This is a genomic window from Actibacterium naphthalenivorans (assembly GCF_014196965.1).
Classification (GTDB): domain Bacteria; phylum Pseudomonadota; class Alphaproteobacteria; order Rhodobacterales; family Rhodobacteraceae; genus Actibacterium_A; species Actibacterium_A naphthalenivorans.
This window is the reverse complement of sequence record NZ_JACIEQ010000001.1, coordinates 1386246-1413064: the sequence shown is the minus strand read 5'-3', so window position 1 is coordinate 1413064 and position 26819 is coordinate 1386246. Positions and strand designations below refer to the sequence as shown.

Genomic DNA, 26819 nt, shown 5'->3' with positions numbered 1-26819 from the left:
TCCTGCCTGATCCTGCCCTTGCGAGAACGCTAGATCAGCGAACTTAACAAGTGATGAGTCATGCCGGCGAATTGGATAGAAGCTTAATTTTCACCTCTTCTTAAGTGCGCTGCGTGTACCGCTGTGCCCAGAGCATTGAGGAAGGTGTGAATTTGAAAGCGCTTGCTGAAAACCCGGTACAGCCTGATGCCAGTGCCGAACAGGGGACCGCAGGTGCCGTTCTTCTGGTCGATGACAGCCGTGTCCAGCGGCGCATCCTGCGGCTTCTTCTTGAACGATGGGGATATGCCGTGACAGAGGCCGCATCGGGGAACGAGGCGCTTGAAATCTGCCACAGGCGCAACGTGGATTTCATCATAAGTGACTGGATGATGCCGGGGCTGACCGGGCTGGAATTCTGCACCCGCTTCCGGGCGCTGGAGAAGGCCGACTATGTCTATTTCATCCTGCTGACGTCCAAATCCGAAACCGGCGAGATCGTGCACGGGCTGGAAGTGGGGGCCGATGATTTCCTGACCAAGCCGGTCAACGCGAACGAGCTGCGCGCACGGCTGTCGGCGGGGCGGCGGATTCTGGGCATGCAGAATGCGCTGAACGAGAAGAATCAGATGATCAGCGCCGCGCTGGACGAGCTTCAGGGGCTGTATGACACGGTGGACCGTGACCTGATGCAGGCCCGCAAAATTCAGGAATCACTGCTGCCCGAGCGAATGAACCGATTCGGAAAAACGACCGTTTCAATGCTGATGAAGCCCTGCGGACATGTCGGCGGCGATCTCGTCGGGGTGTTTTCGCCGGGGCCAAACCGGCTGGCGTTCTACAATATCGATGTGTCGGGCCATGGCGTGACTTCGGCGCTGATGACAGCGCGCCTTGCGAGCTATCTGAGCGGGCGGTTTCTGGAACAGAACATCGCGGTGATGAAGCGGTTCGATCGGTTCTTTGCCCTGCGCCAACCGCAGGAAGTCGCGCATATCCTGAACGAGCGGCTTCTTTCCGACAACGGCGTCGAGGAATATTTCACACTGGCCTATGGTATTGCGGATCTGATGACGGGAAAGGTGCGCATGGTTCAGGCGGGCCATCCTTATCCGGCGGTTCAGCGGCGCGATGGCAGCGTCGATTTCGTCGGCGATGGCGGCCCGCCCGTCGGCCTGCTGCCGGGGGTGGAGTATCAGAGCTTTGAGATCCAGCTTTATGAAGGAGACCGTATTCTGCTCTATTCCGACGGGTTCACCGAAAGCGAATGCGAAACCGGCGGGATGCTCGAGGAAGAGGGGCTCAAACAGATGCTCGTCGCAGGCGCCAGCTCGACCGGCCCCGAAGTGCTGGACGAACTTTTCTGGCTGCTGAACATGCGCCGCAAGGACGAACCCTTGAAGGATGATGTCTCTGCGGTGCTGCTGGAGTACGGGGGGCCGGAATAGGGACTATCGCGCGCGGCGCAGAAAATCTGAAACGAAATACCGATCACCGGCGTTGCCGAGCTCTTCCGTGGCCAGCTCGGCGGGCATCCACAGGGCGGTATGGGCCGGCTCCGTCGGGGCGCCGTGCGGGCGGATCGGGCGGGCCAGGTAGATGTGGCACAGCTTTTCGGCCCAGATGTTGTAGTCGGGCATGAAGGTGAAGCGGCGAAAGGCGCCGAGGCGGCGCATCGGTGCGATGTGCCAGCCGGTTTCTTCGAACACCTCGCGGTGAAGCGCGGCAAGCGGCGATTCGCCTGGATCGATGCCGCCGCCGGGAAGCTGGAATTCGGGCACCGGTGCGGCCTGATGCGTCAAAAGAAGCGATCCGCCGAGCGGCAGGATGGCATAGGCCCCGTGGCGGATCTGATAGCTCTGGCCCTTCACGACCGTCTCGCCGAATCGTCTGATCATGGCCGCCCCCTTGGTGTGCCGGTTGTACCGCCTATATAGTCGCGGTATGCCAAGGCCAGGCGCACAAGGAAACCCCATGTCACTCGGATCACAAATCGCCTGGGACGATACAGTCCTGCCCTTTCAGCTTGACCGGAGCGATATTCGCGGCCGGGTGGCCCGCTTGGACGGGGTGTTGGATCAGGTTCTGGCCCAGCACAACTATCCCCCCGTGATCGAGGCACTGGTGGCGGAAGCGGCGCTTCTGACCGCGTTGATCGGCCAGACCATCAAGCTGCGCTGGAAGCTATCGCTGCAGATTCGCGGCGACGGGCCCGCCCGCCTGATCGCGACCGATTACTACGGGCCGACCGACGATGGCCAGCCCGCCCGGATTCGCGCCTATGCCAGCTATGATGCCGACCGGCTTGTGGATACGGGGCGCCCGTTCGAGCAGATCGGCGGCGGGTTCTTTGCGATTCTGATTGATCAGGGGCGCGGCATGGTGCCGTATCAGGGCATTACGCCGATCGCCGGCGGCTCGCTTGCGGCCTGTGCAGAGACGTATTTCGTGCAATCCGAGCAGCTTCCGACACGGTTCGAGCTGACGTTCGGCCGATCGCAAAAGCCGGGAGAACAGGAACATTGGCGCGCCGGCGGCGTGATGTTGCAGCATATGCCCGAGGCTTCACCCCTGATGGCAACCGATGGCGCCAGCGGCGAGGCCGGATTGCTGCAGGCCAATGATGTGCTTTTCGGGGAAGAGGAAGAAAACTGGAATCGCGCGAACCTTCTGCTTGATACGGTCGAAGAGATCGAACTGGTTGGCCCCAAGGTGCATCCGACCGATCTTTTGGTCCGCCTGTTCCACGAAGAGCGGCCGCGGGTGTTCGACGCGCAGCCGATCACCTTTGGCTGCACCTGTTCAGAGGATCGCGTGCGCCAGAGCCTGTCGATCTATTCGGCGAAGGACATTGGCCATATGACAACCGATGACGGGCTTGTCACCGCTGATTGCCAGTTCTGCGGCGCGCATTACGAGCTTGATCCGAAAACCCTGGGGTTCGAGGCAGAGGAGACGCCGGGTGACGACGCGGAATGACGCGCTCGACCAGCTGAGGCGGGTGTTGTCGCGGCCCGGCGGCGCCTCGTCCGATTTTGATCTGAACCCGGGCTATGCGCCGCCCGAGGGCCGCCCCTTGCGCCCGGCCGCGGTGCTTGTTGCATTTCAGGAGGGCGCTTCGGGGCTCGATCTGCTGCTGACCAAGCGGTCGTCGCGCCTGAAGCATCACCCGGGGCAGATCGCCTTTCCCGGCGGCAAGCAGGATGAGGTGGACAGCGGCCCGGTGGCTGCCGCCCTGCGCGAGGCATCCGAAGAGGTTGGCCTGCCGCCCGCATCGGTAGAGGTTCTGGGCCAGATGCAAACCCATGAAACCGTCACGGGGTTTCTGATCACGCCGGTAATCGGGTTTATCAGGGACGCATTCGAGCCGATCCCCGAGGCGGGCGAGGTGGATGAGGTCTTTTCGGTTCCGCTTGCGCATGTGACCGATCCGGCGCGGTTTTCGATAGAGGCCCGGATTTGGCGCGGGCAGGAACGGCAGTATTACACTGTTCCCTATGGCCCCTATTACATCTGGGGCGCGACGGCGCGGATTCTGCGGGGGCTGGCCGAAGGGATGGCCGCGTGACCCGGATCGCCGACGCCTGGGTCTCCGCGCCCGAAACCCAGGCCGTGTGCGCCATGCTTTCACAAGCCGGATACAAGGCGCTGTTTGTCGGCGGCTGCGTGCGCAACGCGCTGTTGGGGGTGGCGGTGAACGATATCGACATTGCCACCGACGCGCCCCCGGAAACGGTGATGGCCCTGGCGCAGGCGGCGGGCCTGCACCCGGTGCCGACGGGAGTGGATCACGGCACGGTCACCGTGGTGTCGGACCATGTTCCGCATGAGGTGACGACCTTTCGCCGCGATGTAGAGACGGACGGGCGGCGCGCCGTCGTGGCCTATGCGACCGGGCCCGAGGAAGACGCGCATCGCCGGGATTTCACCATGAACGCGCTTTACGCCACACCGGAGGGCGAGATTGTCGACCCGCTTGGCGGGTTGGCTGATCTGCGCGCGCGGCGGGTACGTTTCATCGACGATGCCGATGCGCGGATCCGCGAGGATTATCTGCGTATTCTGCGCTTTTTCCGGTTTCATGCCTGGTATGGTGATCCCGGCCTGGGGCTGGATGCCGAAGGGCTGGCCGCCTGCGCGGCGAATTCCGCCGGAATAGAGACGCTTTCGAAAGAGCGTATCGGGGCGGAGATGAAAAAGCTTCTGGCTGCGCCAGACCCGGCGCCGGGCGTTGCGGCGATGGCGCAGGCGGGGATTCTGGCACGGGTGATTCCGGGGGCCGATGCGCGGGCGCTGCCGGTTCTGGTGCATCTGGAGGGGGACGAAGCGGTGGCCCCCGAGCCTGTCCGGCGGCTTGCCGTTCTGGGCGGCGCGGATCTGGTGGATCGCCTGCGGCTGAGCCGGGATGACGCGCGGCGGCTTGATCTGCTGCGGAGGGCTATCGGCAGCGCTCAGCCGCCATCGGCGCTGGGCTATGCCCTTGGCGCGGATCTGGCGCGCGATGCGGTGCTTCTGCGTGCCGCGGTTCTGGAAACGCCCCTGCCGCAGGGTTGGCGCGACCAGATTGCCGAAGGGGCGGGGGCGGCATTTCCCGTTCGGGCGGCCGATCTGATGCCCGCCCTTTCCGGCCCGGCGCTGGGCGCGCGGCTGAAAGAGCTGGAGGCGCGATGGGTCGCGTCCGGCTTTTCGCTGACGCGGGATGAGCTTCTGGGCTGAACCTCGCCCGGACCGCCCGTCATTTTACTGTTTCTCGACTGTGGGCGGTGCGCGGGTTATATCCCCCGCATAGTCGTCAGAAGGCCTGACCCCGTGCTTCGTTTTTTTGAGAACCTTGTCGATCCTTATACGCCGTATAAGGACAGCGATCACCCGCCCCAGCGTCTTTGGCCGTTCCTTTGGGAATACTCCAGGCCTTTCAAGCGCGTGTTTGCCGTGACGGCGGTCTTGTCGATCCTCGTTGCGGGGATCGAGATCTGGCTGATCGCCTATATGGGGCGGTTGGTGAACGTGCTGGGCAGCGGCGCGCCGGCGCAGGTGTGGCAGGATCACCGGGTCGAACTGATTGCGGTGGCGGTGTTCATCCTGTGCCTGCGGCCGCTTGTTCAGGGGGCGGATGCGGCGCTGTTGAACAACACCATCCTGCCGAATTTCACCACGCTGATCCGCTGGCGTTCGCATTCGCATGTGCTGCGGCAGTCGGTTGGCTGGTTCGAGAATGATTTCGCCGGCCGCATCGCCAACCGCATCATGCAGACCGCGCCAGCGGCAGGCGAGGTGGTGTTTCAGGTGTTCGACGCGATTTCATTCTCGATCGCCTATCTGATCGGCGCGCTGGTTCTGCTGACGGATGCCGATCCGCGGCTGGCGGTGCCGCTGCTGATCTGGTTCGTGCTTTACGCCGCGCTCGTCCGCTGGACCATGAAGCGGACGGGGCCGGCGGCAAAAGCCTCTTCCGACGCGCGCAGCCAGGTCACCGGGCGGGTGGTGGACAGCTATAGCAATATCCATTCGGTGAAGATGTTCGCCCATGACGACCGAGAGCTCGACTATGCCAAGGAGAGTATCGAGAAGGCGCGGGTGGCGTTTTTCGGCGAGATGCGGATTTTCACCATCATGGATATCGCGCTGACCGCGATCAACGGATGGCTGATCGTGGGCGTGGTCGGCTGGGCTGTGGCGCTCTGGATGCAGGGCGCGGCCAGCGTGGGCGTGGTCGCTGCGGCGACGGCGCTGACGCTGCGGCTGAACGCGATGACCGGCTGGATCATGTGGGCGTTGTCCTCTCTCTTCCGCAACCTCGGGGTTGTGGCCGAAGGGATGGAGACGATTGCCCAGCCCGTTGACCTGGTCGACCGGCCGCAGGCAAAACCGCTTGTGCTGCGTGAGGGTGAAATCCGGTTTCAGTCACTATCGCACCACTATGGCAAGGGTCACGGCGGGCTGGACGATATCAACCTGACGCTTCGGCCGGGCGAAAAGCTGGGGCTTGTCGGGCGGTCGGGGGCCGGCAAGTCGACGTTGGTAAAGTTGTTGCTGCGGTTTTACGACATCGAGAAGGGCGCGGTTCTGATCGACGGTCAGGATATCGCGGACGTGTCGCAGGAAAGCCTGCGGCGGCAGATCGGCATGGTCAGCCAGGACAGTTCGCTGTTGCACCGGTCGGTGCGCGAAAACATTCTTTACGGGCGGCCCGAGGCCAGCGAAGAGGCGCTTTTCGACGCGGCCCGCCGGGCCGAAGCGCATGAGTTCATCCTTGATCTGCAGGATCCGAAAGGCCGGCGCGGCTATGACGCGCAGGTGGGTGAGCGCGGCGTTAAACTCTCGGGCGGGCAGCGGCAGCGTGTGGCGCTGGCGCGGGTCATTCTGAAGGACGCGCCGATTCTGGTGCTGGACGAGGCGACCAGCGCGCTGGACAGCGAGGTGGAGGCCGCGATTCAGGAAACGCTTTACGGGGTGATGCAGGGCAAGACGGTGATCGCGATTGCGCACCGGCTGTCCACCATTGCACAGATGGACCGGATCGTGGTTCTGGATGGCGGGCGGGTGGCCGAAGATGGCACCCATGAGGAGCTGCTGGCGCATGGCGGGCTATACGCGCGGTTCTGGGCGCGGCAATCCGGCGGCTTTATCGGAACCGAGGAGGCGGCCGAATGACGTTCGAGATATTCTTCCAAAAGCTGGGCCTGCCCCGGCTTGCAACGCTGATCCCCGCGTTCGAGCGCAATGAAACGCCGCCGCCGCGTGTGCTTGTGCCGTTCATGCTGTGGTGTCTGCGCGGCGCCTATCCCTTGCTGATCGTTGGTGTGATCGCATCGGTTTTCGGCGGTGTGTTCGAGATCGCATCGGCGTTTCTTCTGGGGCGGGTGATCGACACCGCGCTGGAAAACGGGCCAGACGCGCTGTTTTCCAGCCATGCGGGGCTTTTCATCGGCATATGTGGCTTTCTGCTTGTGCTGCGGCCGCTTGTTTTCGGAACGACATCGGCGCTGCAATCCATCGTCATCGGCCCGAATGTGAATGTTCTGGCCCTGTCGCGCCTGCACCGCTGGACGCTGGGCCAGGCGGTGACGTTTTTCGACAACGATTTCGCCGGGCGGATCGCGCAGAAACAGATGCAAACCTCGCGCGCGCTGACCGAGGTGACGATCGAGGGGCTGAATACGGTTGTCTTCGCGTTGGCCTCGATCGCCGGGGCGACGCTGATGCTGGCGACGGTGGACTGGCGTATCGCGCTGATCCTGTTCGTTTGGCTGGCGCTCTATCTGCGGTTCATCACCTATTTCCTGCCGCGCATCCGCACCCGCTCGGCGGCGCGCGCGGGGGCGCGGGCGGCGGTTTCGGGGCAGGTGGTGGATACGATCACCAATATGCGCACCGTCAAGCTGTTCGCCCATGCGGAGTTCGAGGATCAGGCCGCGATCCGCGCGATGAGCCGTTACCGCAACAGCGCGCTGGATTTCGGCTATATGGCCACGAGCTTCCGGTTTCTCCTGATCACGCTGGCCGGTCTGTTGCCGGTGGTGCTGGTCGGGATGGCCCTGTATCTGTGGACGAAGGGCGGCGCCACGCCGGGGCAGATCGCAGCAACCGGAACGATTACGCTGCGGCTGTCGCAGATGACCGGCTGGGTCAGTTTCGCGCTGATGGGGATCTATGCCAATATCGGCGAGATCGAAGACGGGATGCGCACCCTGACGCCGCTGCATGAGCTGACCGACGATCCCGGAGCGGTCGACATGGCCCGCCCGAAAGGCGAGATCGTGTTCGACGACGTGGGCTTTTCCTATGGCCGCAAGACGGGCGGCATTTCAGACATCCGGCTGACCATTCATCCCGGCGAAAAGCTGGGGATCGTGGGGGCCTCGGGTGCCGGTAAATCCACGCTGGTTTCCGTGCTTTTACGGCTCTATGACGTCGAGGATGGCCAGATCAGGATCGACGGTCAGGATATTCGCGGCGTGACACAGGAAAGCCTGCGGCGGCAGATCGCGATGGTCACGCAGGAAACCGCAATGTTCAATCGGACCGCGCGGGACAACATCCTTTACGGCCGCCCCGACGCGACCGAAGAAGAGATGATCGACGCCACCAGACGGGCCGAGGCGCATGAGTTCATTCTGGGCCTGAAAGACCACAAGGGGCGCACGGGCTATGACGCCTATCTGGGTGAGCGCGGGGTGAAGCTTTCGGGCGGGCAGCGGCAACGCATCGCCCTGGCGCGGGCCTTTCTGAAAGACGCGCCGATCCTGGTGCTGGACGAGGCGACATCGGCGCTGGATTCCGAGGTCGAGGCATCCATTCAAGAGGCGCTGACCCGGGTGATGGAGGGAAAGACAGTGCTGGCGATCGCGCACCGCCTTTCGACCATCGCGCAGATGGACCGGATCGTGGTGCTGGACGCGGGGCGGATCGTCGAGCAGGGCACGCATGCGGAGCTTCTGAAGCTGGGTGGCCTTTACGCGACATACTGGGAGCGGCAGTCGGGCGGGTTCCTGGCCGCTGACGAGGCCGCGGAATGACGCTGACAATACGCCGGCTGGGCCATCTTGGCGACGGCATCGCCGATGGGCCCGTGTTCGTGCCGCTGAGCCTGCCGGGAGAGGTGGTCGAGGGCGAGATCGCCGACGGGCGCATGGCGCAGCCGCGAATCATCACCCCGTCGCCCGACCGGGTGCGCCCGCCCTGCCCGCATTTCAAAAGCTGCGGCGGCTGCGCGCTGCAGCATGCGTCGGACCCGTTCGTCGCGGAATGGAAGCTGGATGTGGTGCGCACCGCGCTGGCGGCGCAGGGGCTGGAGGGCACGTTTCGCCCGATCATAACCTCGCCGCCGCAGTCGCGCAGACGTGCTGTTCTGGCGGGGCGGCGCACGAAAAAGGGTGTTCTGGTCGGCTTTCACGCCAGGGCGTCGGATGTGGTGGTGGGCATTCCCGATTGCCGGCTCTTGCACCCTGATCTGATGGCCGCGTTGCCCGCGCTGGAGGAGATCGTGCCGCTTGCCGCTTCCCGCAAGGGCGAGGTGAGCTTTACCATCACCCGGTCGGAGGCGGGGGTTGATGTTGCCGTGGCGAATGCAAAACCGCTGGATGGGCAGCTTTGGGCCACGTTAGGCTCGCTTTCGCAACGTCATCACCTGGCCCGGCTGGCCTGGGACGGCGAGCTGGTCGTGGAGCTGAACCCGCCGGCCCAGCGGTTCGGTGCGGCCCATGTGGTGCCGCCGCCCGGCGCGTTCCTGCAGGCCACGGCCGAGGGGCAGGCCGCCCTGACCGCGGCGGTTCTGGAGGCGGCCGAAGATGCTGGCACTGTCGCCGATCTGTTCGCCGGGTGCGGAACCTTTGCCTTGCCGCTGGCCGCGCGGGCCGAAGTTCATGCGGTGGAGGGCGACGCCGCGATGCTGAAGGCGCTGGATCAGGGCTGGCGCCGGGCTGCCGGCCTGAAAGCGGTAAGCACGGAAACCAGAGATCTGTTTCGCCGCCCGCTGATGCCCGATGAGCTGAACCGCTATGATGCCATCGTCATCGACCCGCCGCGCGCCGGGGCAGAGGCGCAGATGGCCCGGATCGCCGACTCAGGCCTGGCCACGGTCGCCGCCGTGTCTTGCAACCCGGTCACATTCGCCCGCGATGCCCGGATGCTCTGCGATGCCGGGTTCCGGCTGAACTGGGTGCAGGTGGTCGACCAGTTCCGCTGGTCGCCGCATGTCGAGCTGGTCGCGCATCTGAGCCGGTGAAACGGTTGCTTTGGGGATGCGGCGCGGATTGATTGGCGTTATGATCGGTTCAACAAGAAAAACAGTGAAGAGGGCGGGGCAGTCCCACATGTTTGCACGGCGTGGTTTTCTGATATCCGGCGCGGCATTGGCCGTGGCGGGCTGCGGTGGGCCCGGCTTTCGGCGTTATGACGGGCCGGAGGTGACGCGGATCGTCGTGATGAAACAGGATCGGCGGATGTATCTGCTGCATCAGAACGAGATCCTGAAGGACTATCGGATCGATCTGGGGTTCGCCCCGCAGGGCCACAAACAGTTCGAAGGCGACGGGAAAACGCCCGAGGGTCGCTATTTCATCGACCGGCGCAATCCGAACAGCGACTTTCACCTGTCGCTGGGGATCTCATACCCGAACGAGGCCGATACCGCCGCGGCGCGGGCGCTGGGCAAGGAGCCGGGCGGCGACATTTTCATTCACGGCCAGGCACGGCGGCGTCTGCGCCGGCGGCCCGATTGGACCGCTGGCTGCATTTCGGTGAAAAACCGGCATATCGAAGACATCTACGTGATGGTTCGCGACGGAACCGCCATCGACATCTTTCCCTGAGGGTCTAGCCGCCGGTGACCAGCGTCCACCAGATTTTTCCGTTGGGCTCCTGAAACACGCCGAATCCCAGATCGCGCGCCTTGGGATCAAGCAGCACGCTGCGTGTTTCGGGCAGCTCCATCCAGGCGGCGAGGGTCTCAAGCTCCGTCTCATAGGTTTCAGAGATGTTCTCGCCCAGAAGCGTACCGGGATAACCGGCGCGCGCGGCCCGGTCGAGCGGCGACGACCCGTCGGAGCCGAAATGCCACGGCCGGTTCTGCACCGACATGTCGCGCGAATGGGTGGCTGCGGCCGCGTTCAGCTCGGCGTTCAGAGACAGGGCCGGGGCGCCGGCGGCGGCGCGCAGGACATTGACGGAATCAAGAACGCGGAACTGGATCTTTGCCAGCTCCTTTTCCGGCACGACCCCGTTCTGGGAAATCCGGTAAACCTGCGGAAGCGGCTTGCCGTCCGATCCCAGTGCCGGAGGCAGCGGTGGCGGAGCGCAGCCTGCAAGCGTGAAAACGGAAAGGAAAACAATAACAAAGAAACGTATCATACCCGGCTGCCCCTGTTTTTCATGGCTCTTCCTACAGCCAACCGTTGCATCGTTCAAACGAGACCCGGCGGAATTTTGCGATTTACGAGTGTTTGAATTGCGACTGCGGCTTTGCAGTCATATTCTTTGAGACAAATTTCAAGAATGGAGTTCATCATGTCACGTCAGCGCCCTGCACTGCCTAACCGCCGGGTTTTCCTGACCGGCACCGCCGCCGCCATCAGCGGCCTGGCCACACCCGCCCTGGCACAAAACAAGGACACGGTGGAGTTCGAGCCCGAACTGGGAACTGTGCGCCACAATATTTCCAGCTTCCGCTCGCTCAACTGGCAGCCCTATTTCGGCGATCTGCGTAATGGTGCGATCTTGGTCGATACAACCTCGAGGGCGCTGCACTACTGGTCGGAGGATAAAACGACCTACAAGCTCTATCCGACCAGCGTTCCGATTTCGGAAGAGCTGACCCGCCGCGGCCGCACCTCTGTCGTGCAGAAGGTCGAAGGGCCGGAATGGCGGCCGACGCCTTCGATGAAAAAGCGGAATCCCGAATGGCCGGATTATGTCGGGCCGGGGCCGGATAACCCGCTGGGCACACATGCGCTTTATCTCAGCTGGACCTATTACCGCATCCACGGCACGCATGATACGCGCAAGATCGGGCGCCGCTCTTCCAACGGCTGCATCGGTCTGTTCAACGAACATATCGCGGAGCTTTTCGGGAATGCGAAGGTGGGCACACAAGTGTTGCTGATTTGACAAAATTCGCACGACTTCGAGCGCGGGGCCAACTGGTCAGTTGCAATCGTGCCGTCATGCTGGTTTAGAGCGAATTACACGATGATCTTGAATGCGCGTATCGCGTGAACCAATGTATGATGCGCAGTTTCTGGAGAGAAAATATGAAAAAGTTCGCACTTGCTGCTGTTGTTTCCATGATGGCTACCGCTTCTTTCGCCGGAAGCATGGCTGAGCCGGTCATTGAAATGGAACCGGAAGTCATCGAACAGGACACCTCCTCCTCGGCGGGTGGTGTTCTGGTTCCGATCATGTTCCTGGTCATGATCGCTGCTGCCGCTTCCAACTAAGCCACGCAGAGCAACGTAAATGAGCAAGGCGGCGGGGAAACCCGCCGCCTTGTTCCGTTCAGTCCAGCCAGCCCTTCAGATTGTCGCCGATCACCTGGCACAGCGCCGCGATATGCGCGTCATCGTCGTTGAGGCAGGGGATATAGGTGAAATCCTCGCCGCCCGCATGCTCGAAGCTTTCGCGGATCTCTTCGTTGATCTCCTCCAGCGTCTCGATGCAATCGGCCGAGAAAGCCGGGGCGATCACGGCGATGCTCTTCTTCCCGTCTTCTTTCGCCAGCCTTGCGACCTCGTCCACGGTATAGGGTTTCAGCCATTCCTCGGGCCCGAACACGGATTGGAAGGTGGTGGTGATCTGGGTGTCGTCCCAGCCCAGCCGCTCCTTCAGCAGGCGTGTGTTTTTCTGACATTGGCAATGATAGGGGTCGCCGCTCGTCAGATAGCGCTGTGGCATCCCGTGATATGAGACCACGAGGATTTCGGGTTTTTTCGCGGCGGCGGCATAGGCGCGTTCGACCGATCGGGCCAGTGCCTCGATATACATCGGGTGATCGAAATAGGCCGGCACGGTGCGCGCGGCGGGCTGCCATTTCTGCACCATCAGCGCGCGAAAGAATTCATCATTCGCGGTCGCGGACGTCGCACCGGCGTATTGCGGGTACAGCGGGAAGAACAGGATCTTCTGGCACCCCTTGTTCACCAGCTCGTCGACCTTCGATCTGGTCGAGGGGTTGCCGTAGCGCATGCAGAAATCAACCTCGACCCGGTCGCCATAGGTGGTTGCCATTTCAGCGGCGATCCTGGATGTCTGTTCCCGCGTGATAGTCATCAGCGGGCTTTCGTCGCGTTCTTCGTTCCAGATGGATTTATACGCCGCGCCGGAGGAAAAGGGGCGTTTGCTCAGGATGATGAGCTGCAACAGCGGCTGCCACTTCCACGGCGCATAGTCGATCACGCGGCGGTCCGACAGGAATTCACTCAGATAACGGCGCATCGACCAATAGTCATAGCCATCGGGCGTGCCAAGGTTGGCCAGCAGGATCCCGACCTTGGCTGGCGGGATTTTCGGATGGTTGCCGGGGGCATGGGCCGGGCGTTCGGCGGTGGGCAGGCGGGTAAAGGGCAGGTCGTCGCCCGGTTTGTCGTCCAGCATCATCTCTCCGGCAGTGTGGCCCGGCACGGGGCGGTTTTGAGGTGAAATAAACGGATTTCTCTTCAGGTCAATCGCGGGCCGGGCCGGCACGATCGGGCAGCGCTATCTCATCGGCGCGCAATGCGTCGGCCAGCCGTGCCACCGCCGAACCGGGGCGCAGCGGTTTGGGCTGACTGTCGTCCGGGGCCCAACCTGTCAGAAAAATCGTCTCGAACGTTGCCGGAATTCGCCCGTCGGGCGTGCCGTAGCGATCGGCATAGATCGCGGCCATGTCGGTGAACAGGCGGCGGGGCGGGGGCGTTTTGCGGCGGTGCGACAGGGCGTTCGCCTCGCCCATGGCGCGCAGATCGGCCATCAGGTGAAAGGGCGAGGCATAGGTGACGGTGCGCGCCGCGCTGTCGGCGACCGGAAGCGCGAATCCGGCCCGTTGCAGAAGCGCGCCAAGATCGCGGATCTCGCCCATCGGGGCGACACGGGGCGACAGCCCGCCGGTGGCGCGCACCTCTGCCTCGGCCAGGGCGGCGCGCAGCTCCTGCAGGGTCCGGCCGCCGAACAGGACGCCGATGAACAGCCCGTCGGGCCGCAGCGCGCGGCGGCATTGCACGAGCTGGCCCACCGGATCATTCGCCCAGTGCAACGACAGCCCGTGCACCACCAGATCATGCGCGCCCTGTTCCAGCGCCAGCACTTCGGTATCAGGCACGTGTACGGCGCCGGGCAGGGCCGGGCGCCAGACCTCGGGGAAGGGAGAAATTACGGCGGGGGCCGTAAAGGTTCTGTTAACCTCTGTCAGTCTTTCCTGAACCTCGGCGGCCGCTTCGTGTTGCAGAAACAGCGCGGGTTCGACCATCCGCAGCGCGCGGTCGCGATAGCGCTCCAGCGCGGGGCGGTCGGTCAGGGAGGGGGTTTCGGGCATCGGCTCTCCTTGCTTGCAGGATATGTAGAAGGGAAAACCCGGGATGCAAAGCGCGCTTCGCCTGATCTTTCCGCCGCTATGCATTTCCTGCGGCGCGCTGGTGGAAAGCGATTTCGCCCTGTGCGGCCCCTGCTGGCGCGACACGCATTTCATTTCCGGCCTTGTTTGTGACAGTTGCGGCACGCCCCTTCCGGGGGAGGAGGGCAGCGAAACGGTTCAATGCGACGATTGCCTGACACTGGCGCGGCCCTGGGGCCGGGGGCGGGCGGCGTTGCTCTACAAGGATAACGCGCGGCGGCTGATCCTGTCGCTCAAACATGGGGACAGGGCCGAACTGGCCCGCCCCGCCGCCGGCTGGATGGCGCGCGCGGCGGCGCCGATTCTGGTGCCGGGGATGCTTGTCGCGCCGATTCCGCTGCACCGGTGGCGGCTCTTGCACCGGCGCTACAATCAGGCCGCATTGCTGGCCAAAGGCGTTGCCCGCGCCGCCGGGCTGGATCAGTGCCCCGATCTTTTGCTGCGCGCCCGGAACACCCCGATTCAGGATGGCAAGGGGGCAGAGGCGCGGTTTGCCAATGTCGCCGGCGCGCTGCATGTGCATCCGGGGCGCGGGGCGTTGATCAAGGCACGGCATGTTCTTCTGGTGGATGATGTGATGACCTCGGGCGCCACGCTGGCCGCCGGCGCAGAGGCCTGCCTGGCCGCCGGTGCGCGCGGCGTTTCGGTTCTGGTGCTGGCACGCGTTGCGAAAGACGCCTGATTCCCTATATTTGCCGAGTCGGGCAGGGAAAATCGCGATGCAACCAGTAGAAATCTACACCACCCCCACTTGTGGCTATTGCCACATGGCCAAGCGTCTGCTGACGCAAAAGGGCGTCAGCTTTGCCGAGATCGATGTTTCGGGCGACCCGGAAAAGCGGCAGGAGATGATGTCTCGCGCCAATGGCGGCTATACCGTTCCGCAGATTTTCATCGGCAAGGCGCATATCGGCGGGTGCGATGATCTGCTTGCGCTGGAAAGGGCGGGAAAGCTGGATCCGCTGCTCGAAGGCTAGGCGATGCTCGCGGCCCTTCTTCAGCTGAGTTCGAGTGACGATCCGGCCGAGAACCTTGCCGCCACCCGCGCCATGATGCGCGAGGCGGCGAAAGGTGGCGCCGGGTTTCTGCTGACCCCTGAGGTAACGAATTGCGTTTCATCCAGCCGCGCGCGGCAGATGCAGGTGCTGCGCCATGAGCAGGATGACCCGACCCTCGCCGGCCTGCGCGACGAGGCCGCGGCGCTGGGTGTCTGGCTTCTGATCGGCTCGCTCGGGCTGAAGACGGAGGATGCCGACGGGCGGTTCGCCAACCGGTCTTTCCTGATTGCGCCCGATGGCGGCATCGTGGCCCGCTATGACAAGATTCACATGTTCGACGTGCAGATCGGCCCGAATGAGGCGATCCGCGAATCCGATGGCTATCGCCCCGGCACCGTCGCCACACTTGCCAAGACCCCGTTCGCGCGGCTTGGCATGACTATCTGCTATGACATGCGGTTTCCCTATCTCTACCGGGCTCTGGCGCAGGCGGGGGCGCAGGTGATAACCGTGCCGTCGGCCTTTCATCCGGTGACGGGAGCGGCGCATTGGCAGGTTCTGCTGCGCGCCCGCGCCATCGAAACCGGGTGCTATATCCTCGCCCCCGCGCAGACCGGTCAGCACAGGCTGCAAGATGGCAAGCCGCGCCAATCCTACGGGCACAGCCTTGCGGTTTCCCCCTGGGGCGAGGTGGTGGCCAGCCTGGATGACGCGCCTGGCCTGGCCTTTGTCGACCTCGATCTTTCGCAGGTCGAAAGCGCGCGCCGGCGCGTCCCCTCGCTTACCCATGACCGCAGCTTCGAAGGACCCTGAGTGAACGACTCTACCGACAGTCTTGCCGTTTCGCTTTTCAGCGAGTTGTTCATGGCGGATCAGCTGGCCCGGACCCGGCTGACGAAAGTGCTGCCCAAGGGCATGGAGCTGAGCCAGTTTTCCGTGCTGAACCACCTTTCCCGGATCGGCGAGGAAAAGACGCCGGCGCAGCTGGCGCAGGCGTTTCACGTCACGCGCGGGGCGATGACCAACACGCTGAGCAAGCTGGAATGGGCCGGCCATGTGCATATCCGCCCGGACTGGGACGATGCGCGCCGCAAATGGGTCACCATCAGCCCGGCGGGGCGCCGGGCGCGCGATGCGGCCATCCATGCGATTTCCCCGCTGCTGGCCGAGGTGATCGCCGATATCGGTGCCGAAAACGTGCGCGCGGTGCTGCCCGTCCTGCGCGCGCTGCGCCAGAAGCTGGGCGAAAACGGCTAGGACGGTTTGACCGACGCCGTCACGTAGTTCACGCTCAGATCCCGGTCCGACAGTGACCAACTCCAGCTTACCGGGTTGAACACGCATCCCTTGCGATCCACCGGTTCCATCCCCGCCTCTTCCAGCAGGGCGAACAGTTCGTCGGGGGTGATGAACTTGCCCCATTCGTGGGTGCCCTTGGGCAGCCAGCGCATCACCCATTCGGCGCCGACGATCGCGGCCATGAAGCTTTTGGGGGTGCGGTTGATCGTCGAGCAGATCATCAGCCCGCCGGGTTTCAGCAAGGCCCGGCACGCCGCCAGAAAGGCCGGGGGGCTGGCCACATGTTCGATGACCTCCATGTTCAGCACCACATCGAATACCTCGCCCGCCTCCGCCAGCGCCTCGGCGGTGGTGTGGCGATAGTCGATCTCCAGCCCCGATTGCGCGGCGTGAACCTGCGCCACGGGGATGTTGCCTGCCGCGGCATCGGCGCCGGTAACACGTGCCCCCAGCCGCGCCATCGGTTCGGCCAGAAGCCCGCCGCCACAGCCGATATCCAGCAGGCGCAGGCCCGCGAACGGCGCGGGGCCGCTCAGATCCCGCCCGAACTCGGCCGCGATCTGCGCGGTGATGTAATCCAGCCGGCAGGGGTTGAGCATGTGCAGCGGCTTGAACTTTCCGTTCGGATCCCACCATTCGGCGGCCATTGCTTCAAATTTCGCCACCTCGGCGGCGTCAACGGTGGTTGCGGCGGCTTGCATGCGGCTCTCCGATCCGGTCTTGTTGTCTCAGCCCCTGTCAGGGCCTGCTTTGGCGTTATATAGAGTGATCATGGACAAATCCGCAGGCCAAAAGCGCGCAGCGCATTTTCTTTTCCCGCAGCTCGACCCGTTCGACCAGCGCATGTTGGACGTGGGCGAGGGGCATTGCCTCTATGTCGAGCAATGCGGCAACCCCGCCGGCATCCCGGTGGTGGTTCTGCATGGCGGGCCGGGCGGCGGCTGCAGCCCGGCGATGCGCCGCTATTTCGATCCGGCCGAATACAGGATCATCCTGTTCGACCAGCGCGGCTGCGGCCGGTCGCGGCCCCATGCAAGCGTCGAAGACAATACCACCTGGCACCTGGTGCGCGATATCGAGATGATCCGTGAAACACTGGGCATCGACCGCTGGGTCGTTTTTGGCGGCAGCTGGGGCGCGACGCTGTCACTGCTCTATGCGCAGACCCATCCCGACCGCGCCGCCTATCTGATCCTGCGCGGCGTCTTCCTGATGACACAGGCAGAGCTTGATTGGTTCTATGGCGGCGGTGCGGGGCAGTTCTGGCCCGACCTCTGGGCACGGTTCACCGACCTGATCCCGGCGGATGAGCGGAGCGATATGATCGGGGCCTATCACAAGCGGCTGTTTTCCGGTGATCTGTCGCTGGAAATCCGGCACGCGCGCGCATGGGCATCCTGGGAAAATGCGCTTGCCTCGATAGACCACGACGGACCCGGCGCGGTGGCGCCCGCCGAATACGCCCGCGCCTTTGCCCGGCTGGAAAACCACTATTTCCAGAACGCCGGGTTTCTGGAGCGGGACGACCAGATCGTGGCCAACGTTCCCCTGATCGCTCATATCCCGGCAACCATCGTTCAGGGCCGATACGACATGATCTGCCCGCCCACATCCGCGTGGCGGCTGGCGGAACGCTGGGGACGAGCGGAGCTGAAAATGGTGCCGCTCGCCGGTCATGCCCTGTCGGAGCCCGGTATCAGCGCGGAGCTGGTGCGCACCACCAGGGCCGTACAGCGCCAGGCGACGGGCCTGGGGTTTTGAGCCTGTTTCATCTTTCCGAAAATATCCCCGCCGGAGGCATGAAAGTTTCTGTTGCGCCATAGGGTTTTTTGCCTCCGGCGGGGATATTTTCGGAAAGATGAAAAGAGAAGCGCGCTGCGGCGAACAGGAGGATGGCTTCGCCCCCTTGCAGACTCGGGGCTTGAGGCGTATATCCCCCTCAACAGCGGCGGTTTGGCTTCCACCCCCAAACCACCACCGGACAGTCATGAACGGGCCGCGCGCCCGTTTTTTTGTTTCTGGACCACGTATGAACGATCTTATCGCCAAAGCTGCTATCGACCGGCGCCTTGCCGAAATTCTCCAGCCCGTGATCGAGGGCTTGGGGTTCGAGCTGGTGCGCATCCGGCTGATGGGGGGCAAGACACATACATTGCAGATCATGGCCGAGCGCCCCGAAGGCGGGATCGAGGTGGATGATTGCGCCGAGATTTCCACGGCCGTTTCGGCGGTGATGGATGTGGAAGATCCGATTGATGAAAATTACGTGCTGGAGGTTTCCAGCCCCGGCATCGACCGGCCGCTGACCCGGCTGAAGGATTTCGATACCTGGGAAGGCTATGAGGCAAAGCTGGAGACCAGCGAGATGATCGATGGCCGCCGCCGTTTCAAGGGCGAGCTGCGCGGGACCGAGGGTGATGAGGTTCTGATCGAGATCGAAGAGGGCACGATCGGGCTGAAATTCGACTGGCTGAGCGATGCGAAGCTTGTTCTGACAGATGAGTTGATCCGGGAGATGCTGCGGCAGCGCAAGGCGGCGGGTATCGTCGATGAAGGCCAGTTTGACGAGATTGAAACAGAAGAGCCCCTGACGGGCGATGAAACAGACGCTTCCGAGGAGGAGTGAGCATGGCAATTACCTCTGCAAACCAGCTCGAGCTTTTGCAAACCGCCGAGGCTGTGGCCCGCGAGAAGATGATCGACCCCGATCTGGTGGTTCAGGCGATGGAAGAGAGCCTCGCCCGTGCCGCCAAGTCGCGCTACGGGTCGGAGATGGACATTCGCGTGTCGATCGATCGCAAGACCGGCAAGGCCACCTTTACCCGTGTACGCACCGTTGTCGAGGATGACGCGCTGGAGAATTACCAGGCCGAGATGACCGTGGAGCAGGCCCGGCAGTATATGGCTGACCCCAAAGTGGGTGACGAGCTGCGCGATGAGGTTCCGCCGGTGGAGATGGGCCGGATCGCTGCGCAATCGGCCAAGCAGGTGATTCTGCAGAAAGTGCGCGAAGCAGAGCGCGACCGGCAGTATGAAGAATTCAAGGATCGCGTGGGCACCATCATCAACGGTGTGGTCAAGCGCGAGGAATATGGCAACGTGATCGTCGATATCGGGCGGGGTGAGGGGATCTTGCGCCGGACCGACAAGATCGGCCGCGAAAGCTATCGCCCGAATGACCGGGTGCGCTGTTACATCAAGGACGTGCGCCGCGAGGCACGCGGCCCGCAGGTGTTCCTGAGCCGGACCGACCCGCAGTTCATGGCCGAGCTGTTCAAGATGGAAGTGCCGGAAATCTACGATGGTATCATCGAGATCAAGGCCGTGGCCCGCGATCCCGGCAGCCGCGCGAAGATCGCCGTGATTTCCTATGACAGCTCGATCGACCCCGTGGGTGCCTGCGTCGGTATGCGCGGCAGCCGGGTTCAGGCCGTGGTGAACGAGCTTCAGGGCGAGAAGATCGACATCATTCCCTGGAACGAGGATCAGCCGACCTTCCTGGTAAACGCATTGCAGCCCGCCGAGGTTACCAAGGTGGTGCTGGACGAAGAGGCCGAGCGGATCGAGGTGGTGGTGCCGGACGAGCAGCTTTCGCTGGCGATCGGGCGCCGTGGCCAGAACGTGCGGCTGGCATCGCAGCTGACGGGGCTTGATATCGACATCATGACCGAGGCCGAGGAATCGGAGCGCCGCCAGGCCGAGTTCGCGGCGCGGACCAACCTGTTCATGGAAGCGCTGGATCTGGACGAGTTCTTTGCCCAGCTTCTGGTGTCCGAAGGGTTTACCTCGCTCGAAGAGGTGGCCTATGTGGATCTGGACGAGCTTTTGGTCATTGACGGCGTGGATGAGGATACCGCGGCCGAGCTTCAGGCCCGTGCGCGCGACAATCTGGAAGCGGCCAACAAGAAGGCGCTGGAACATGCCCGCGAGCTGGGTGTTGAGGACAGCCTGGTTGATTTTGAGGGTCTGACACCCCAAATGATCGAGGCACTGGCAGAAGACGACGTGAAAACGCTTGAGGACTTCGCCACCTGCGCCGACTGGGAGCTGGCCGGCGGCTGGACCACGGTCGATGGTCAGCGTGTCAAGGATGAAGGCGTTCTGGAGAAATTCGACGTTTCGCTGGAAGAAGCGCAGAACATGGTGATGACCGCGCGCATTCAGCTTGGCTGGGTGGATCCGGCGGATCTGGTGTCCGAGGAAGATGCCGAAGAGGCCGATGGCCTTGAAGAAGAGGAGGCCGGGGCCTGATCGCAGGCCCTGGGAAGCATTCATGGGTCGCGGTGGCCAACCGAAAACACAGAACGCACCCGAGCGCCGCTGCATCGCGACCGGAGAGGTTCAGCCAAAGGGCGGGCTGATCCGGTTCGTGGTCGGGCCGGGCGATGTGATCGTCCCGGACCTGCTTGGCAAATTGCCGGGGCGTGGCATCTGGGTTGCAGCGGATCGGGCGGCGCTGGAGACGGCGGTGAAGAAGCGGTTGTTCGCGCGCAGTGCGAAACAGGCGGTTCAGGTGCCCGAGGATCTGGTTGCCCAAGTCGAGGCCGGGCTGGCCCGGCGGGTGATCGAGGGCCTTTCTCTGGCACGCAAGGCCGGGCTTGCGGTGGCCGGGTATGAGAAGGTGAAAAGCTGGCTGACGAGTGGTGAGGCGCGTGTGCTGATCCAGGCCAGCGACGGGTCGGAGCGGGGCAAATCGAAGCTTCGCCTGCCGTCGGAAACGGACGCATTCATAGGCTGTCTGAGGGCTGACGAATTGGGTTTGGCTTTCGGACGGGAACATGTGATACATGGCGCGCTTGCGGCTGGCGGACTCACGACACGTGTTGTAGAGGATGCAGCCAGGCTTTCGGGCGTGCGCAAAGTGGACGGGGGCAAGGCCTCCTGAAAGGGTACGAAGACCATATGAGCGATAGTGACGGCAAGAAAACTCTCGGTTTGCGCGGCGGTGGTCCGCGGTCCGGTCAGGTGAAGCAGAGCTTCAGCCACGGGCGCACGAAGAACGTCGTGGTCGAGACCAAGCGCAAGCGCGTCGTCGTTCCGAAGCCCGGTGCAGGCAAGGGTTCGGGGGGTGGTGCCCATCTGGGTGATCCCTCGAAACGCCCGGCAGGTATTTCGGACGCAGAGATGGAGCGCCGGCTCAAGGCGTTGCAGGCGGCCAAGGCCAATGAGGCCGAGGACGCCAAGCAGCGTGCCGAGGAAGAAAAGCGCCGCGAGGAAGATCGCCAGCGCCGCCGCGAGGAAATCGAGGCGAAGGAACGCGAAGAGCGTGAGCGCGAAGAAGCCGCGCGGCTGAAGGCCGAGGAAGAAGAGCGTCAGCGCCGCGAAGCCGAAGAGGCCAAGAAGCGCGCCGCCGCGGCACCCGCCGCGAAGGAAAAGGCGACGGCTGCCGCAGCGCCCGCCGCTGCCGCCGATGCGGAAGCCCCGCGTGGCGGTGGCAAGCCGACCCCGCGCAAGACTGACCGCGAACGCGATACCCGCGACGACCGTCCGACCCGCAACAAGGCGCGGGATGACAGCCGCCGTTCGGGCAAGCTGACCGTCAACCAGGCGCTGACCGGCGGTGAAGGCGGGCGGCAACGTTCGATGGCCGCCATGAAGCGCAAGCAGGAGCGGATGCGCCAGAAGGCGATGGGCGGGGTCGAGAGCCGCGAGAAGGTTGTGCGCGAAGTTCAGGTGCCCGAAACCATCGTGGTGCAGGAGCTGGCCAACCGTATGGCGGAGCGTTCGGCGGATGTCGTGAAATCGCTCATGCAGATGGGCATGATGGTCACGCAGAACCAGTCGATCGACGTCGATACCGCCGAGCTGATCGTCGAGGAATTCGGCCACAAGATCGTCCGCGTTTCGGATGCGGATGTGGAGCAGGTGATCGACGCGATCGATGACAAGGCCGAAGACCTTGAGTCGCGCCCGCCGGTGATCACCATCATGGGCCATGTGGACCACGGCAAGACATCGCTTCTGGATGCGATCCGGCATGCCAAGGTCGTGGCGGGCGAAGCCGGGGGGATCACCCAGCATATCGGCGCCTATCAGGTGAAAACCGATGGCGGCGCGCTGCTGACCTTCCTTGATACGCCGGGCCACGCGGCCTTTACATCGATGCGCGCGCGCGGTGCTCAGGTGACGGATATCGTTGTGCTGGTGGTTGCGGCCGATGATGCGGTGATGCCGCAGACGGTCGAGGCCATTCATCACGCCAAGGCCGCCGGTGTTCCGATGATCGTTGCGATCAACAAATGCGACAAGCCCGATGCGAACCCCGACAAGGTGCGCACCGATCTGCTGCAGCATGAGGTGATCGTCGAGAAAATGTCGGGCGATGTTCTGGATGTGGAGGTTTCGGCCGTTACTGGCCAGGGGCTCGACGAGCTTCTGGAGAATATCGCGCTGCAGGCCGAACTGCTTGATCTGAAAGCCAACCCCAAGCGCGCCGCGCAGGGGGCCGTGATCGAGGCGCAGCTCGATGTGGGCCGCGGCCCGGTCGCGACCGTTCTGGTTCAGAACGGTACCCTGCGTCAGGGCGATATCTTCGTCGTGGGCGAGCAGTGGGGCAAGGTGCGCGCCTTGGTCAACGATCAGGGCGAGCGGGTGAGCGAAGCCGGGCCTTCTGTGCCTGTCGAGGTTCTGGGCCTGAACGGTACGCCCGAGGCGGGCGATGTTCTGAACGTGGTCGAGACCGAGGCGCAGGCGCGCGAGATTGCCGAATACCGCGAAAAGGCGGCCAAGGAAAAACGCGCCGCTGCCGGTGCGGCCACCACGCTGGAACAGCTGATGGCCAACGCCAAGCAGAACGAAAACGTGAAGGAACTGCCGATTCTGGTGAAGGCCGATGTGCAGGGTTCCGCCGAGGCCATCGTTCAGGCGATGGAAAAGATCGGCAACGAAGAAGTGCGCGTGCGTGTGCTTCATGCCGGCGTCGGCGCGATCACCGAAACCGATATCGGCCTTGCCGAAGCATCGGGCGCGCCGGTCATGGGCTTCAACGTGCGGGCCAATGCGCCCGCGCGCAACGCGGCCAACCAGAAGGGTGTCGAGATCCGTTATTACTCGGTCATCTACGATCTGGTGGACGATGTGAAAGCGGCGGCTTCGGGTCTGCTCAGCGCCGAGATCCGCGAGACCTTTATCGGCTATGCCGAGATCAAGGAGGTCTTCAAGGTGTCCAACGTCGGCAAGGTCGCCGGCTGTCTGGTGACCGAAGGTGTGGCGCGGCGCTCTGCCGGGGTTCGCCTTCTGCGCGACAACGTGGTGATCCACGAAGGCACGCTGAAGACGCTGAAGCGCTTCAAGGATGAAGTGGCGGAAGTTCAGTCCGGCCAGGAATGCGGCATGGCCTTCGAGAACTACGATGATATCCGCCCCGGCGATGTCATCGAGATCTTCGAACGGCAGGAAGTGGAGCGTACGCTCGATTGATCGGGCGGCGCCATGCGCTGAAAAAACAAAAGGACGGCCAATCGTGCCGTCCTTTTTCTTGCCTGATTACCGCTTTCTTGCCTATGTCAGGCAGCGGTCTTTCCGACCGGGCGTCCTTCGAATACACGCTCCCCAACGCGTACCTGAATGTTGCCGTTGGCCAGTTTGCGAACAAAAGCGCCCTGTACAGAAACGCAACTGCCCATCGTGATCGTCCGTATCATGTGGTTGTCCCCCCAGAGTGAATGGTCTTATCAAAATACATGAAACTGTTCCAAAATCATCTGAAATTTTGTCAAACTGTCACAAATAGCGCACAAATAATATGCTAACAAAAGACTTTGCTGTGCAACTGCAGTTAAATTGCGCGAAGAAGGTTAATATCTTTCTAAAGCCAGTCCCTTAGCAGCGGAATCAACGGGATGTCGGCGGGGGGCATCGGGTGATTCTTCAGCTCGGCGGCACGCACCCATTTCAGCTCTTGCCCCTCGCGCGATTGCGGAATGCCCTTCCATTTGCGGCAGGCGTAAAGCGGCATCAGCAGGTGAAAATCGTCATAGGCATGGCTGGCGAAGGTCAGTGGCGCCAGGCAACTTTCCCAGGTGTCGATGCCCAGCTCTTCCTCCAGTTCGCGGATCAGCGCCGCCTCGGGGGTTTCGCCCGGTTCGACCTTGCCGCCGGGAAATTCCCACAGCCCGGCCATGGATTTCCCTTCGGGACGCTGCGCCAGAAGCACACGCCCGTCCACGTCGATCAGCGCGACGGCCGAAACCAGGACGATTTTCATGACCGGTAGTCGGCGTTGATGTCGATGTAGCGATGGGTGAGGTCGCAGGTCCAGACCGTGGATTTGCCTCGTCCGAGCCCCAGATCGACGCCGATCACCAGTTCCTGCTGCTTCATGTAGCTCGCGCCCGCCTCTTCGGTGTAGCCGGGCGAGACCCAGCCGTTTTCGGCCACCAGAATATCCCCGAACCGGATCGACAGCAGATCCCGGTCGGCCGTCGCGCCCGATTTTCCGACAGCCATCACGACGCGGCCCCAATTGGGATCTTCGCCGGCGATCGCGGTTTTCACCAGCGGCGAGTTCGCGATGGCCATGGCCACCTTGCGCGCATCCGCATCCGTTTGCGCACCGGTCACCGTGACCTCCACGAATTTCGTGGCGCCTTCGCCGTCTTTTACGACCTGATGCGCCAGATCCAGCATCACGGATTTCAGCGCGGCGGCGAATTCCCGTGCCGGTTTGCTGCGCAGATCGGTGATTTCAGGCGCGGCGCTTTGGCCGGTCGCGGCCAAAAGCAGCGTGTCGGAGGTCGAGGTGTCGCCGTCGACCGTTATCGCGTTGAAGGTTTCGTCTGTCAGCTTCGACAGCAGCTTTTGCAGCGGTGGCCGGGCGATTTTCGCATCGGTGAAGATATAGACCAGCATCGTCGCCATATCGGGCGCGATCATGCCGGAGCCTTTGGCGATACCGGCGATCGTGATGGGTTGTCCCTCTATCTCGATGGTGGCCGTGGCGGCCTTCGGGAAGGTGTCGGTCGTCATGATGGCGCGGGCGGCGTCGGCCATGCCACCGGCGTCAAGGCGCGCGGCCATATCGCCCAGAACGGCCGTTATACGCTCATAGGGAAGCGGTGCGCCGATCACGCCGGTAGACGAGGAAAAGACCCGCCCTTCGGGCACATTGGTGGCTGCGGCGACGGCTGCGGTGATGGCGGAAACCGCCTCGCGTCCGTTCGCGCCGGTAAAGGCGTTGGCGTTGCCCGCGTTCACAATGATGGCGGCACCGGCGTTATCGGCCGGCTTGCCGATCTTTTCCTGACAATCCAGAACAGGCGCGGCCCGGGTGGCGGAACGGGTGAAAACCCCGGCCATCTGCGTGCCGGGCACCAGATGCGCGAGCATGACATCCACCCGGCCCTTGTAGCGCACCCCTGCCTCTGCGCTGGCGAAGGTAACGCCGGCAATAGCCGGAAGCGTGGGCAGCCCGCCCGCCGGCGCGAGCGGAGAGATCAGCGGCGCCGGCTTCGGCGCGGCGACAGCGGGTGTCGCCTTGGCGGGCTTCTTGCCCGTTTTCGCCGATTTTTTTGCGGTGTCCTTGGCCTTGGCCTTGGCGGCATCCTTCTTCGTGGACGTCTTTAGCTTCTTCTTCTTGGTGTCCTTGGCCATCCGCAGTTCCTTTGCTGATCAGTCTGTCAGCAATTGCATATTACGCAGGGCGGCGGGGTCAATCTCTGTTTCGGTCCGGGTCACTGTGGCTTCTTCGGTGATCTTGGCCACGGCGGCCTCGACAGCGGCCTTTTGCAGCGCGCCCGCGATCTCGCCCCGGACGGCGTCAAGCTCGGGGGCGGGTTTGTCGCGGGTTTCGTTCAGGCGGATCACATGCCAGCCGAACTGGGTTTCGACCGGGTCGGAAACCGTGCCCGCCTCCATCGACATCACCGCGTCTTCAAAGGGTTTGACCATCATGCCGGCCGTGAACCAGCCAAGCTCTCCGCCCGACGGGCCCGAGGGGCCGGTGGATTTTTCTTTCGCCAGCTCGGTAAAATCGGCACCGGTATCGAGCGCGGCTTTCAGCTCTGCCGCCTCTTCCTCGGTTTCCACCAGGATGTGCGAGGCATTGTATTCCGTCTCGGGCTCGGCACTGGCGTATTGCGCCTGATAGGCGTCGGTGATCGCCTCGTCGGTCACGGCGGCGGTGGCGATCTCGTTCATCGCGGCGCTGGCGAGAATCGCGCGGCGTTCGTTCAGCAATGCGATGCGCGCGATTTCGGGAACGGCACCGTCCAGCGTGTTGGCGACGGCGGTCTGGCGCACCAGCTCGTCGAGCAGCGCATCGAACAGAACATCATCGGGCAGGGCCTGATATTCCTGCGGAAGTTGCGAGGCCATCATGATCATCTCGCCAAGGGTGATTTCCGTTTCACCCACGGTGGCGACGACGGTGCCGGCGTCCTGCTCGGCGGCGAGGGCGGGAACCGAAAGGCCGATCGCCAGAACGGCGGCAATCACGGATTTCATCGGGGAAGGCATCAAGG

Annotated in this window: 27 protein-coding genes; 19 read left to right on the top strand and 8 right to left on the bottom strand. The window is 63.3% G+C overall.

Going from position 1 to position 26819, the window contains the following annotated elements:
* The first annotated feature begins 152 nt into the window (after window positions 1–152).
* Entirely contained in the window at window positions 153–1427 is a 1275-nt protein-coding gene (locus GGR17_RS06970; protein WP_054540252.1) for a SpoIIE family protein phosphatase, read from the top strand.
* 3 nt (window positions 1428–1430) lie between these two features.
* Here GGR17_RS06970 and GGR17_RS06965 read toward each other — a convergent pair whose 3' ends face one another.
* Window positions 1431–1877, bottom strand: coding sequence for an NUDIX hydrolase (locus GGR17_RS06965; protein WP_054537563.1), 447 nt, complete (start codon window positions 1875–1877; stop codon window positions 1431–1433).
* A 76-nt stretch (window positions 1878–1953) separates the two neighbouring features.
* Here GGR17_RS06965 and hslO point away from each other — a divergent pair, with 76 nt between their 5' ends.
* The 7 genes from hslO (at window position 1954) to GGR17_RS06930 (ending at window position 10292) form a co-directional block, all read left to right on the top strand.
* Window positions 1954–2958 (top strand): Hsp33 family molecular chaperone HslO, encoded by a 1005-nt coding sequence (hslO, locus tag GGR17_RS06960; RefSeq protein WP_054537564.1) that lies wholly within the window; start codon window positions 1954–1956, stop codon window positions 2956–2958.
* A complete protein-coding gene (locus GGR17_RS06955; RefSeq protein WP_054537565.1) occupies window positions 2942–3547 on the top strand; it encodes a CoA pyrophosphatase in 606 nt (201 codons plus the stop codon). Before hslO ends, GGR17_RS06955 begins: the two co-directional genes overlap by 17 nt.
* Window positions 3548–3600: 53 nt before the next feature.
* Complete coding sequence (locus tag GGR17_RS06950; protein WP_054540253.1) at window positions 3601–4695, top strand: CCA tRNA nucleotidyltransferase; 1095 nt, start codon at window positions 3601–3603, stop codon at window positions 4693–4695.
* A 93-nt stretch (window positions 4696–4788) separates the two neighbouring features.
* On the top strand, window positions 4789–6633 hold the full coding sequence (locus tag GGR17_RS06945) for an ABC transporter ATP-binding protein (protein ID WP_054537566.1): 1845 nt from the start codon (window positions 4789–4791) through the stop codon (window positions 6631–6633).
* Window positions 6630–8498 (top strand): ABC transporter ATP-binding protein, encoded by a 1869-nt coding sequence (locus tag GGR17_RS06940; protein ID WP_157445485.1) that lies wholly within the window; start codon window positions 6630–6632, stop codon window positions 8496–8498. Before GGR17_RS06945 ends, GGR17_RS06940 begins: the two co-directional genes overlap by 4 nt.
* Window positions 8495–9706, top strand: a complete 1212-nt coding sequence (locus tag GGR17_RS06935; RefSeq protein ID WP_054537567.1) for a class I SAM-dependent RNA methyltransferase — start codon at window positions 8495–8497, stop codon at window positions 9704–9706. Before GGR17_RS06940 ends, GGR17_RS06935 begins: the two co-directional genes overlap by 4 nt.
* Before the next feature lie 88 nt (window positions 9707–9794).
* Window positions 9795–10292 (top strand): L,D-transpeptidase family protein, encoded by a 498-nt coding sequence (locus GGR17_RS06930; protein ID WP_054537568.1) that lies wholly within the window; start codon window positions 9795–9797, stop codon window positions 10290–10292.
* Between the two features lie 4 nt (window positions 10293–10296).
* Here the strand turns inward: GGR17_RS06930 and dalA are convergent, their stop codons facing one another.
* The gene (gene dalA, locus GGR17_RS06925) at window positions 10297–10830 is read right to left on the bottom strand and encodes a divisome-associated lipoprotein DalA (RefSeq protein ID WP_054537569.1); all 534 of its coding nucleotides are present in this window, start codon (window positions 10828–10830) and stop codon (window positions 10297–10299) included.
* A 156-nt stretch (window positions 10831–10986) separates the two neighbouring features.
* On the opposite strand from dalA, the gene GGR17_RS06920 reads away from it, so the two are divergent.
* Together GGR17_RS06920 and GGR17_RS06915 are read left to right on the top strand one after the other, a co-directional pair.
* Window positions 10987–11586: a L,D-transpeptidase gene (locus GGR17_RS06920; RefSeq protein WP_054540255.1), complete on the top strand. Its 600-nt coding sequence runs from the start codon at window positions 10987–10989 to the stop codon at window positions 11584–11586.
* 143 nt (window positions 11587–11729) lie between these two features.
* Window positions 11730–11915, top strand: a complete 186-nt coding sequence (locus tag GGR17_RS06915; RefSeq protein ID WP_037203735.1) for a hypothetical protein — start codon at window positions 11730–11732, stop codon at window positions 11913–11915.
* A gap of 58 nt (window positions 11916–11973) precedes the next feature.
* On the opposite strand, the gene hemH is transcribed toward GGR17_RS06915, so the two are convergent.
* Both hemH and GGR17_RS06905 read right to left on the bottom strand, forming a co-directional pair.
* On the bottom strand, window positions 11974–13068 hold the full coding sequence (gene hemH, locus GGR17_RS06910) for a ferrochelatase (RefSeq protein WP_054540256.1): 1095 nt from the start codon (window positions 13066–13068) through the stop codon (window positions 11974–11976).
* Between the two features lie 67 nt (window positions 13069–13135).
* Window positions 13136–13984, bottom strand: coding sequence for a methyltransferase domain-containing protein (locus GGR17_RS06905; RefSeq protein ID WP_054537570.1), 849 nt, complete (start codon window positions 13982–13984; stop codon window positions 13136–13138).
* A 43-nt stretch (window positions 13985–14027) separates the two neighbouring features.
* Between GGR17_RS06905 and GGR17_RS06900 the strand changes: the two genes are divergently transcribed.
* From GGR17_RS06900 to GGR17_RS06885, 4 genes are read left to right on the top strand one after another with little or no spacing between them, the layout of a single operon-like run.
* Entirely contained in the window at window positions 14028–14744 is a 717-nt protein-coding gene (locus tag GGR17_RS06900; protein ID WP_054537571.1) for a double zinc ribbon domain-containing protein, read from the top strand.
* Between the two features lie 37 nt (window positions 14745–14781).
* Window positions 14782–15039: a glutaredoxin 3 gene (gene grxC, locus GGR17_RS06895; protein WP_037203728.1), complete on the top strand. Its 258-nt coding sequence runs from the start codon at window positions 14782–14784 to the stop codon at window positions 15037–15039.
* A 3-nt stretch (window positions 15040–15042) separates the two neighbouring features.
* Window positions 15043–15873 carry a carbon-nitrogen hydrolase family protein gene (locus tag GGR17_RS06890; protein ID WP_054537572.1) on the top strand — a complete coding sequence of 277 codons (831 nt, stop codon included), beginning with the start codon at window positions 15043–15045 and terminating at the stop codon, window positions 15871–15873.
* A gap of 51 nt (window positions 15874–15924) precedes the next feature.
* Complete coding sequence (locus GGR17_RS06885) at window positions 15925–16317, top strand: MarR family winged helix-turn-helix transcriptional regulator (protein WP_052071181.1); 393 nt, start codon at window positions 15925–15927, stop codon at window positions 16315–16317.
* On the opposite strand, the gene ubiG is transcribed toward GGR17_RS06885, so the two are convergent.
* Window positions 16314–17060, bottom strand: a complete 747-nt coding sequence (gene ubiG, locus GGR17_RS06880) for a bifunctional 2-polyprenyl-6-hydroxyphenol methylase/3-demethylubiquinol 3-O-methyltransferase UbiG (RefSeq protein WP_054537573.1) — start codon at window positions 17058–17060, stop codon at window positions 16314–16316. The genes GGR17_RS06885 and ubiG overlap by 4 nt on opposite strands.
* Window positions 17061–17130: 70 nt before the next feature.
* Between ubiG and pip the strand changes: the two genes are divergently transcribed.
* The 5 genes from pip (at window position 17131) to infB (ending at window position 23778) form a co-directional block, all read left to right on the top strand.
* Window positions 17131–18120, top strand: a complete 990-nt coding sequence (gene pip, locus GGR17_RS06875) for a prolyl aminopeptidase (RefSeq protein ID WP_054537574.1) — start codon at window positions 17131–17133, stop codon at window positions 18118–18120.
* Window positions 18121–18388: 268 nt separating this feature from the next.
* Window positions 18389–18985: a ribosome maturation factor RimP gene (rimP, locus tag GGR17_RS06870; protein WP_054537575.1), complete on the top strand. Its 597-nt coding sequence runs from the start codon at window positions 18389–18391 to the stop codon at window positions 18983–18985.
* A 2-nt stretch (window positions 18986–18987) separates the two neighbouring features.
* Window positions 18988–20610, top strand: a complete 1623-nt coding sequence (gene nusA / locus GGR17_RS06865) for a transcription termination factor NusA (protein ID WP_037203712.1) — start codon at window positions 18988–18990, stop codon at window positions 20608–20610.
* Window positions 20611–20632: 22 nt separating this feature from the next.
* Window positions 20633–21244 carry an RNA-binding protein gene (locus GGR17_RS06860; RefSeq protein WP_054537576.1) on the top strand — a complete coding sequence of 204 codons (612 nt, stop codon included), beginning with the start codon at window positions 20633–20635 and terminating at the stop codon, window positions 21242–21244.
* Between the two features lie 17 nt (window positions 21245–21261).
* Window positions 21262–23778: a translation initiation factor IF-2 gene (gene infB, locus GGR17_RS06855; RefSeq protein ID WP_183314770.1), complete on the top strand. Its 2517-nt coding sequence runs from the start codon at window positions 21262–21264 to the stop codon at window positions 23776–23778.
* A gap of 388 nt (window positions 23779–24166) precedes the next feature.
* On the opposite strand, the gene mutT is transcribed toward infB, so the two are convergent.
* From mutT to GGR17_RS06840, 3 genes are read right to left on the bottom strand one after another with little or no spacing between them, the layout of a single operon-like run.
* Entirely contained in the window at window positions 24167–24565 is a 399-nt protein-coding gene (mutT, locus tag GGR17_RS06850; protein ID WP_037203710.1) for an 8-oxo-dGTP diphosphatase MutT, read from the bottom strand.
* A complete protein-coding gene (gene argJ, locus GGR17_RS06845; RefSeq protein WP_082386478.1) occupies window positions 24562–25950 on the bottom strand; it encodes a bifunctional glutamate N-acetyltransferase/amino-acid acetyltransferase ArgJ in 1389 nt (462 codons plus the stop codon). The genes mutT and argJ overlap by 4 nt, the downstream gene beginning before the upstream one ends.
* Window positions 25951–25968: 18 nt before the next feature.
* On the bottom strand, window positions 25969–26814 hold the full coding sequence (locus tag GGR17_RS06840; protein WP_054537578.1) for a peptidylprolyl isomerase: 846 nt from the start codon (window positions 26812–26814) through the stop codon (window positions 25969–25971).
* Between the last annotated feature and the right edge of the window lie 5 nt (window positions 26815–26819).

Excerpts from the sequence above, each read along its gene's own strand:
- GGR17_RS06965 (WP_054537563.1), bottom strand. The coding sequence starts at position 1,877 with ATGATCAGACGATTCGGCGAGACGGTCGTGAAGGGCCAGAGCTATCAG.
- hslO (WP_054537564.1), top strand. The coding sequence starts at position 1,954 with ATGTCACTCGGATCACAAATCGCCTGGGACGATACAGTCCTGCCCTTT.
- GGR17_RS06950 (WP_054540253.1), top strand. The coding sequence starts at position 3,601 with ATGCTTTCACAAGCCGGATACAAGGCGCTGTTTGTCGGCGGCTGCGTG.
- GGR17_RS06940 (WP_157445485.1), top strand. The coding sequence starts at position 6,630 with ATGACGTTCGAGATATTCTTCCAAAAGCTGGGCCTGCCCCGGCTTGCA.
- GGR17_RS06935 (WP_054537567.1), top strand. The coding sequence starts at position 8,495 with ATGACGCTGACAATACGCCGGCTGGGCCATCTTGGCGACGGCATCGCC.
- GGR17_RS06930 (WP_054537568.1), top strand. The coding sequence starts at position 9,795 with ATGTTTGCACGGCGTGGTTTTCTGATATCCGGCGCGGCATTGGCCGTG.
- dalA (WP_054537569.1), bottom strand. The coding sequence starts at position 10,830 with ATGATACGTTTCTTTGTTATTGTTTTCCTTTCCGTTTTCACGCTTGCA.
- GGR17_RS06920 (WP_054540255.1), top strand. The coding sequence starts at position 10,987 with ATGTCACGTCAGCGCCCTGCACTGCCTAACCGCCGGGTTTTCCTGACC.
- GGR17_RS06915 (WP_037203735.1), top strand. The coding sequence starts at position 11,730 with ATGAAAAAGTTCGCACTTGCTGCTGTTGTTTCCATGATGGCTACCGCT.
- hemH (WP_054540256.1), bottom strand. The coding sequence starts at position 13,068 with ATGCTGGACGACAAACCGGGCGACGACCTGCCCTTTACCCGCCTGCCC.
- GGR17_RS06905 (WP_054537570.1), bottom strand. The coding sequence starts at position 13,984 with ATGCCCGAAACCCCCTCCCTGACCGACCGCCCCGCGCTGGAGCGCTAT.
- GGR17_RS06900 (WP_054537571.1), top strand. The coding sequence starts at position 14,028 with ATGCAAAGCGCGCTTCGCCTGATCTTTCCGCCGCTATGCATTTCCTGC.
- grxC (WP_037203728.1), top strand. The coding sequence starts at position 14,782 with ATGCAACCAGTAGAAATCTACACCACCCCCACTTGTGGCTATTGCCAC.
- GGR17_RS06890 (WP_054537572.1), top strand. The coding sequence starts at position 15,043 with ATGCTCGCGGCCCTTCTTCAGCTGAGTTCGAGTGACGATCCGGCCGAG.
- GGR17_RS06885 (WP_052071181.1), top strand. The coding sequence starts at position 15,925 with ATGGCGGATCAGCTGGCCCGGACCCGGCTGACGAAAGTGCTGCCCAAG.
- ubiG (WP_054537573.1), bottom strand. The coding sequence starts at position 17,060 with ATGCAAGCCGCCGCAACCACCGTTGACGCCGCCGAGGTGGCGAAATTT.
- pip (WP_054537574.1), top strand. The coding sequence starts at position 17,131 with ATGGACAAATCCGCAGGCCAAAAGCGCGCAGCGCATTTTCTTTTCCCG.
- rimP (WP_054537575.1), top strand. The coding sequence starts at position 18,389 with ATGAACGATCTTATCGCCAAAGCTGCTATCGACCGGCGCCTTGCCGAA.
- nusA (WP_037203712.1), top strand. The coding sequence starts at position 18,988 with ATGGCAATTACCTCTGCAAACCAGCTCGAGCTTTTGCAAACCGCCGAG.
- GGR17_RS06860 (WP_054537576.1), top strand. The coding sequence starts at position 20,633 with ATGGGTCGCGGTGGCCAACCGAAAACACAGAACGCACCCGAGCGCCGC.
- infB (WP_183314770.1), top strand. The coding sequence starts at position 21,262 with ATGAGCGATAGTGACGGCAAGAAAACTCTCGGTTTGCGCGGCGGTGGT.
- mutT (WP_037203710.1), bottom strand. The coding sequence starts at position 24,565 with ATGAAAATCGTCCTGGTTTCGGCCGTCGCGCTGATCGACGTGGACGGG.
- argJ (WP_082386478.1), bottom strand. The coding sequence starts at position 25,950 with ATGGCCAAGGACACCAAGAAGAAGAAGCTAAAGACGTCCACGAAGAAG.
- GGR17_RS06840 (WP_054537578.1), bottom strand. The coding sequence starts at position 26,814 with ATGCCTTCCCCGATGAAATCCGTGATTGCCGCCGTTCTGGCGATCGGC.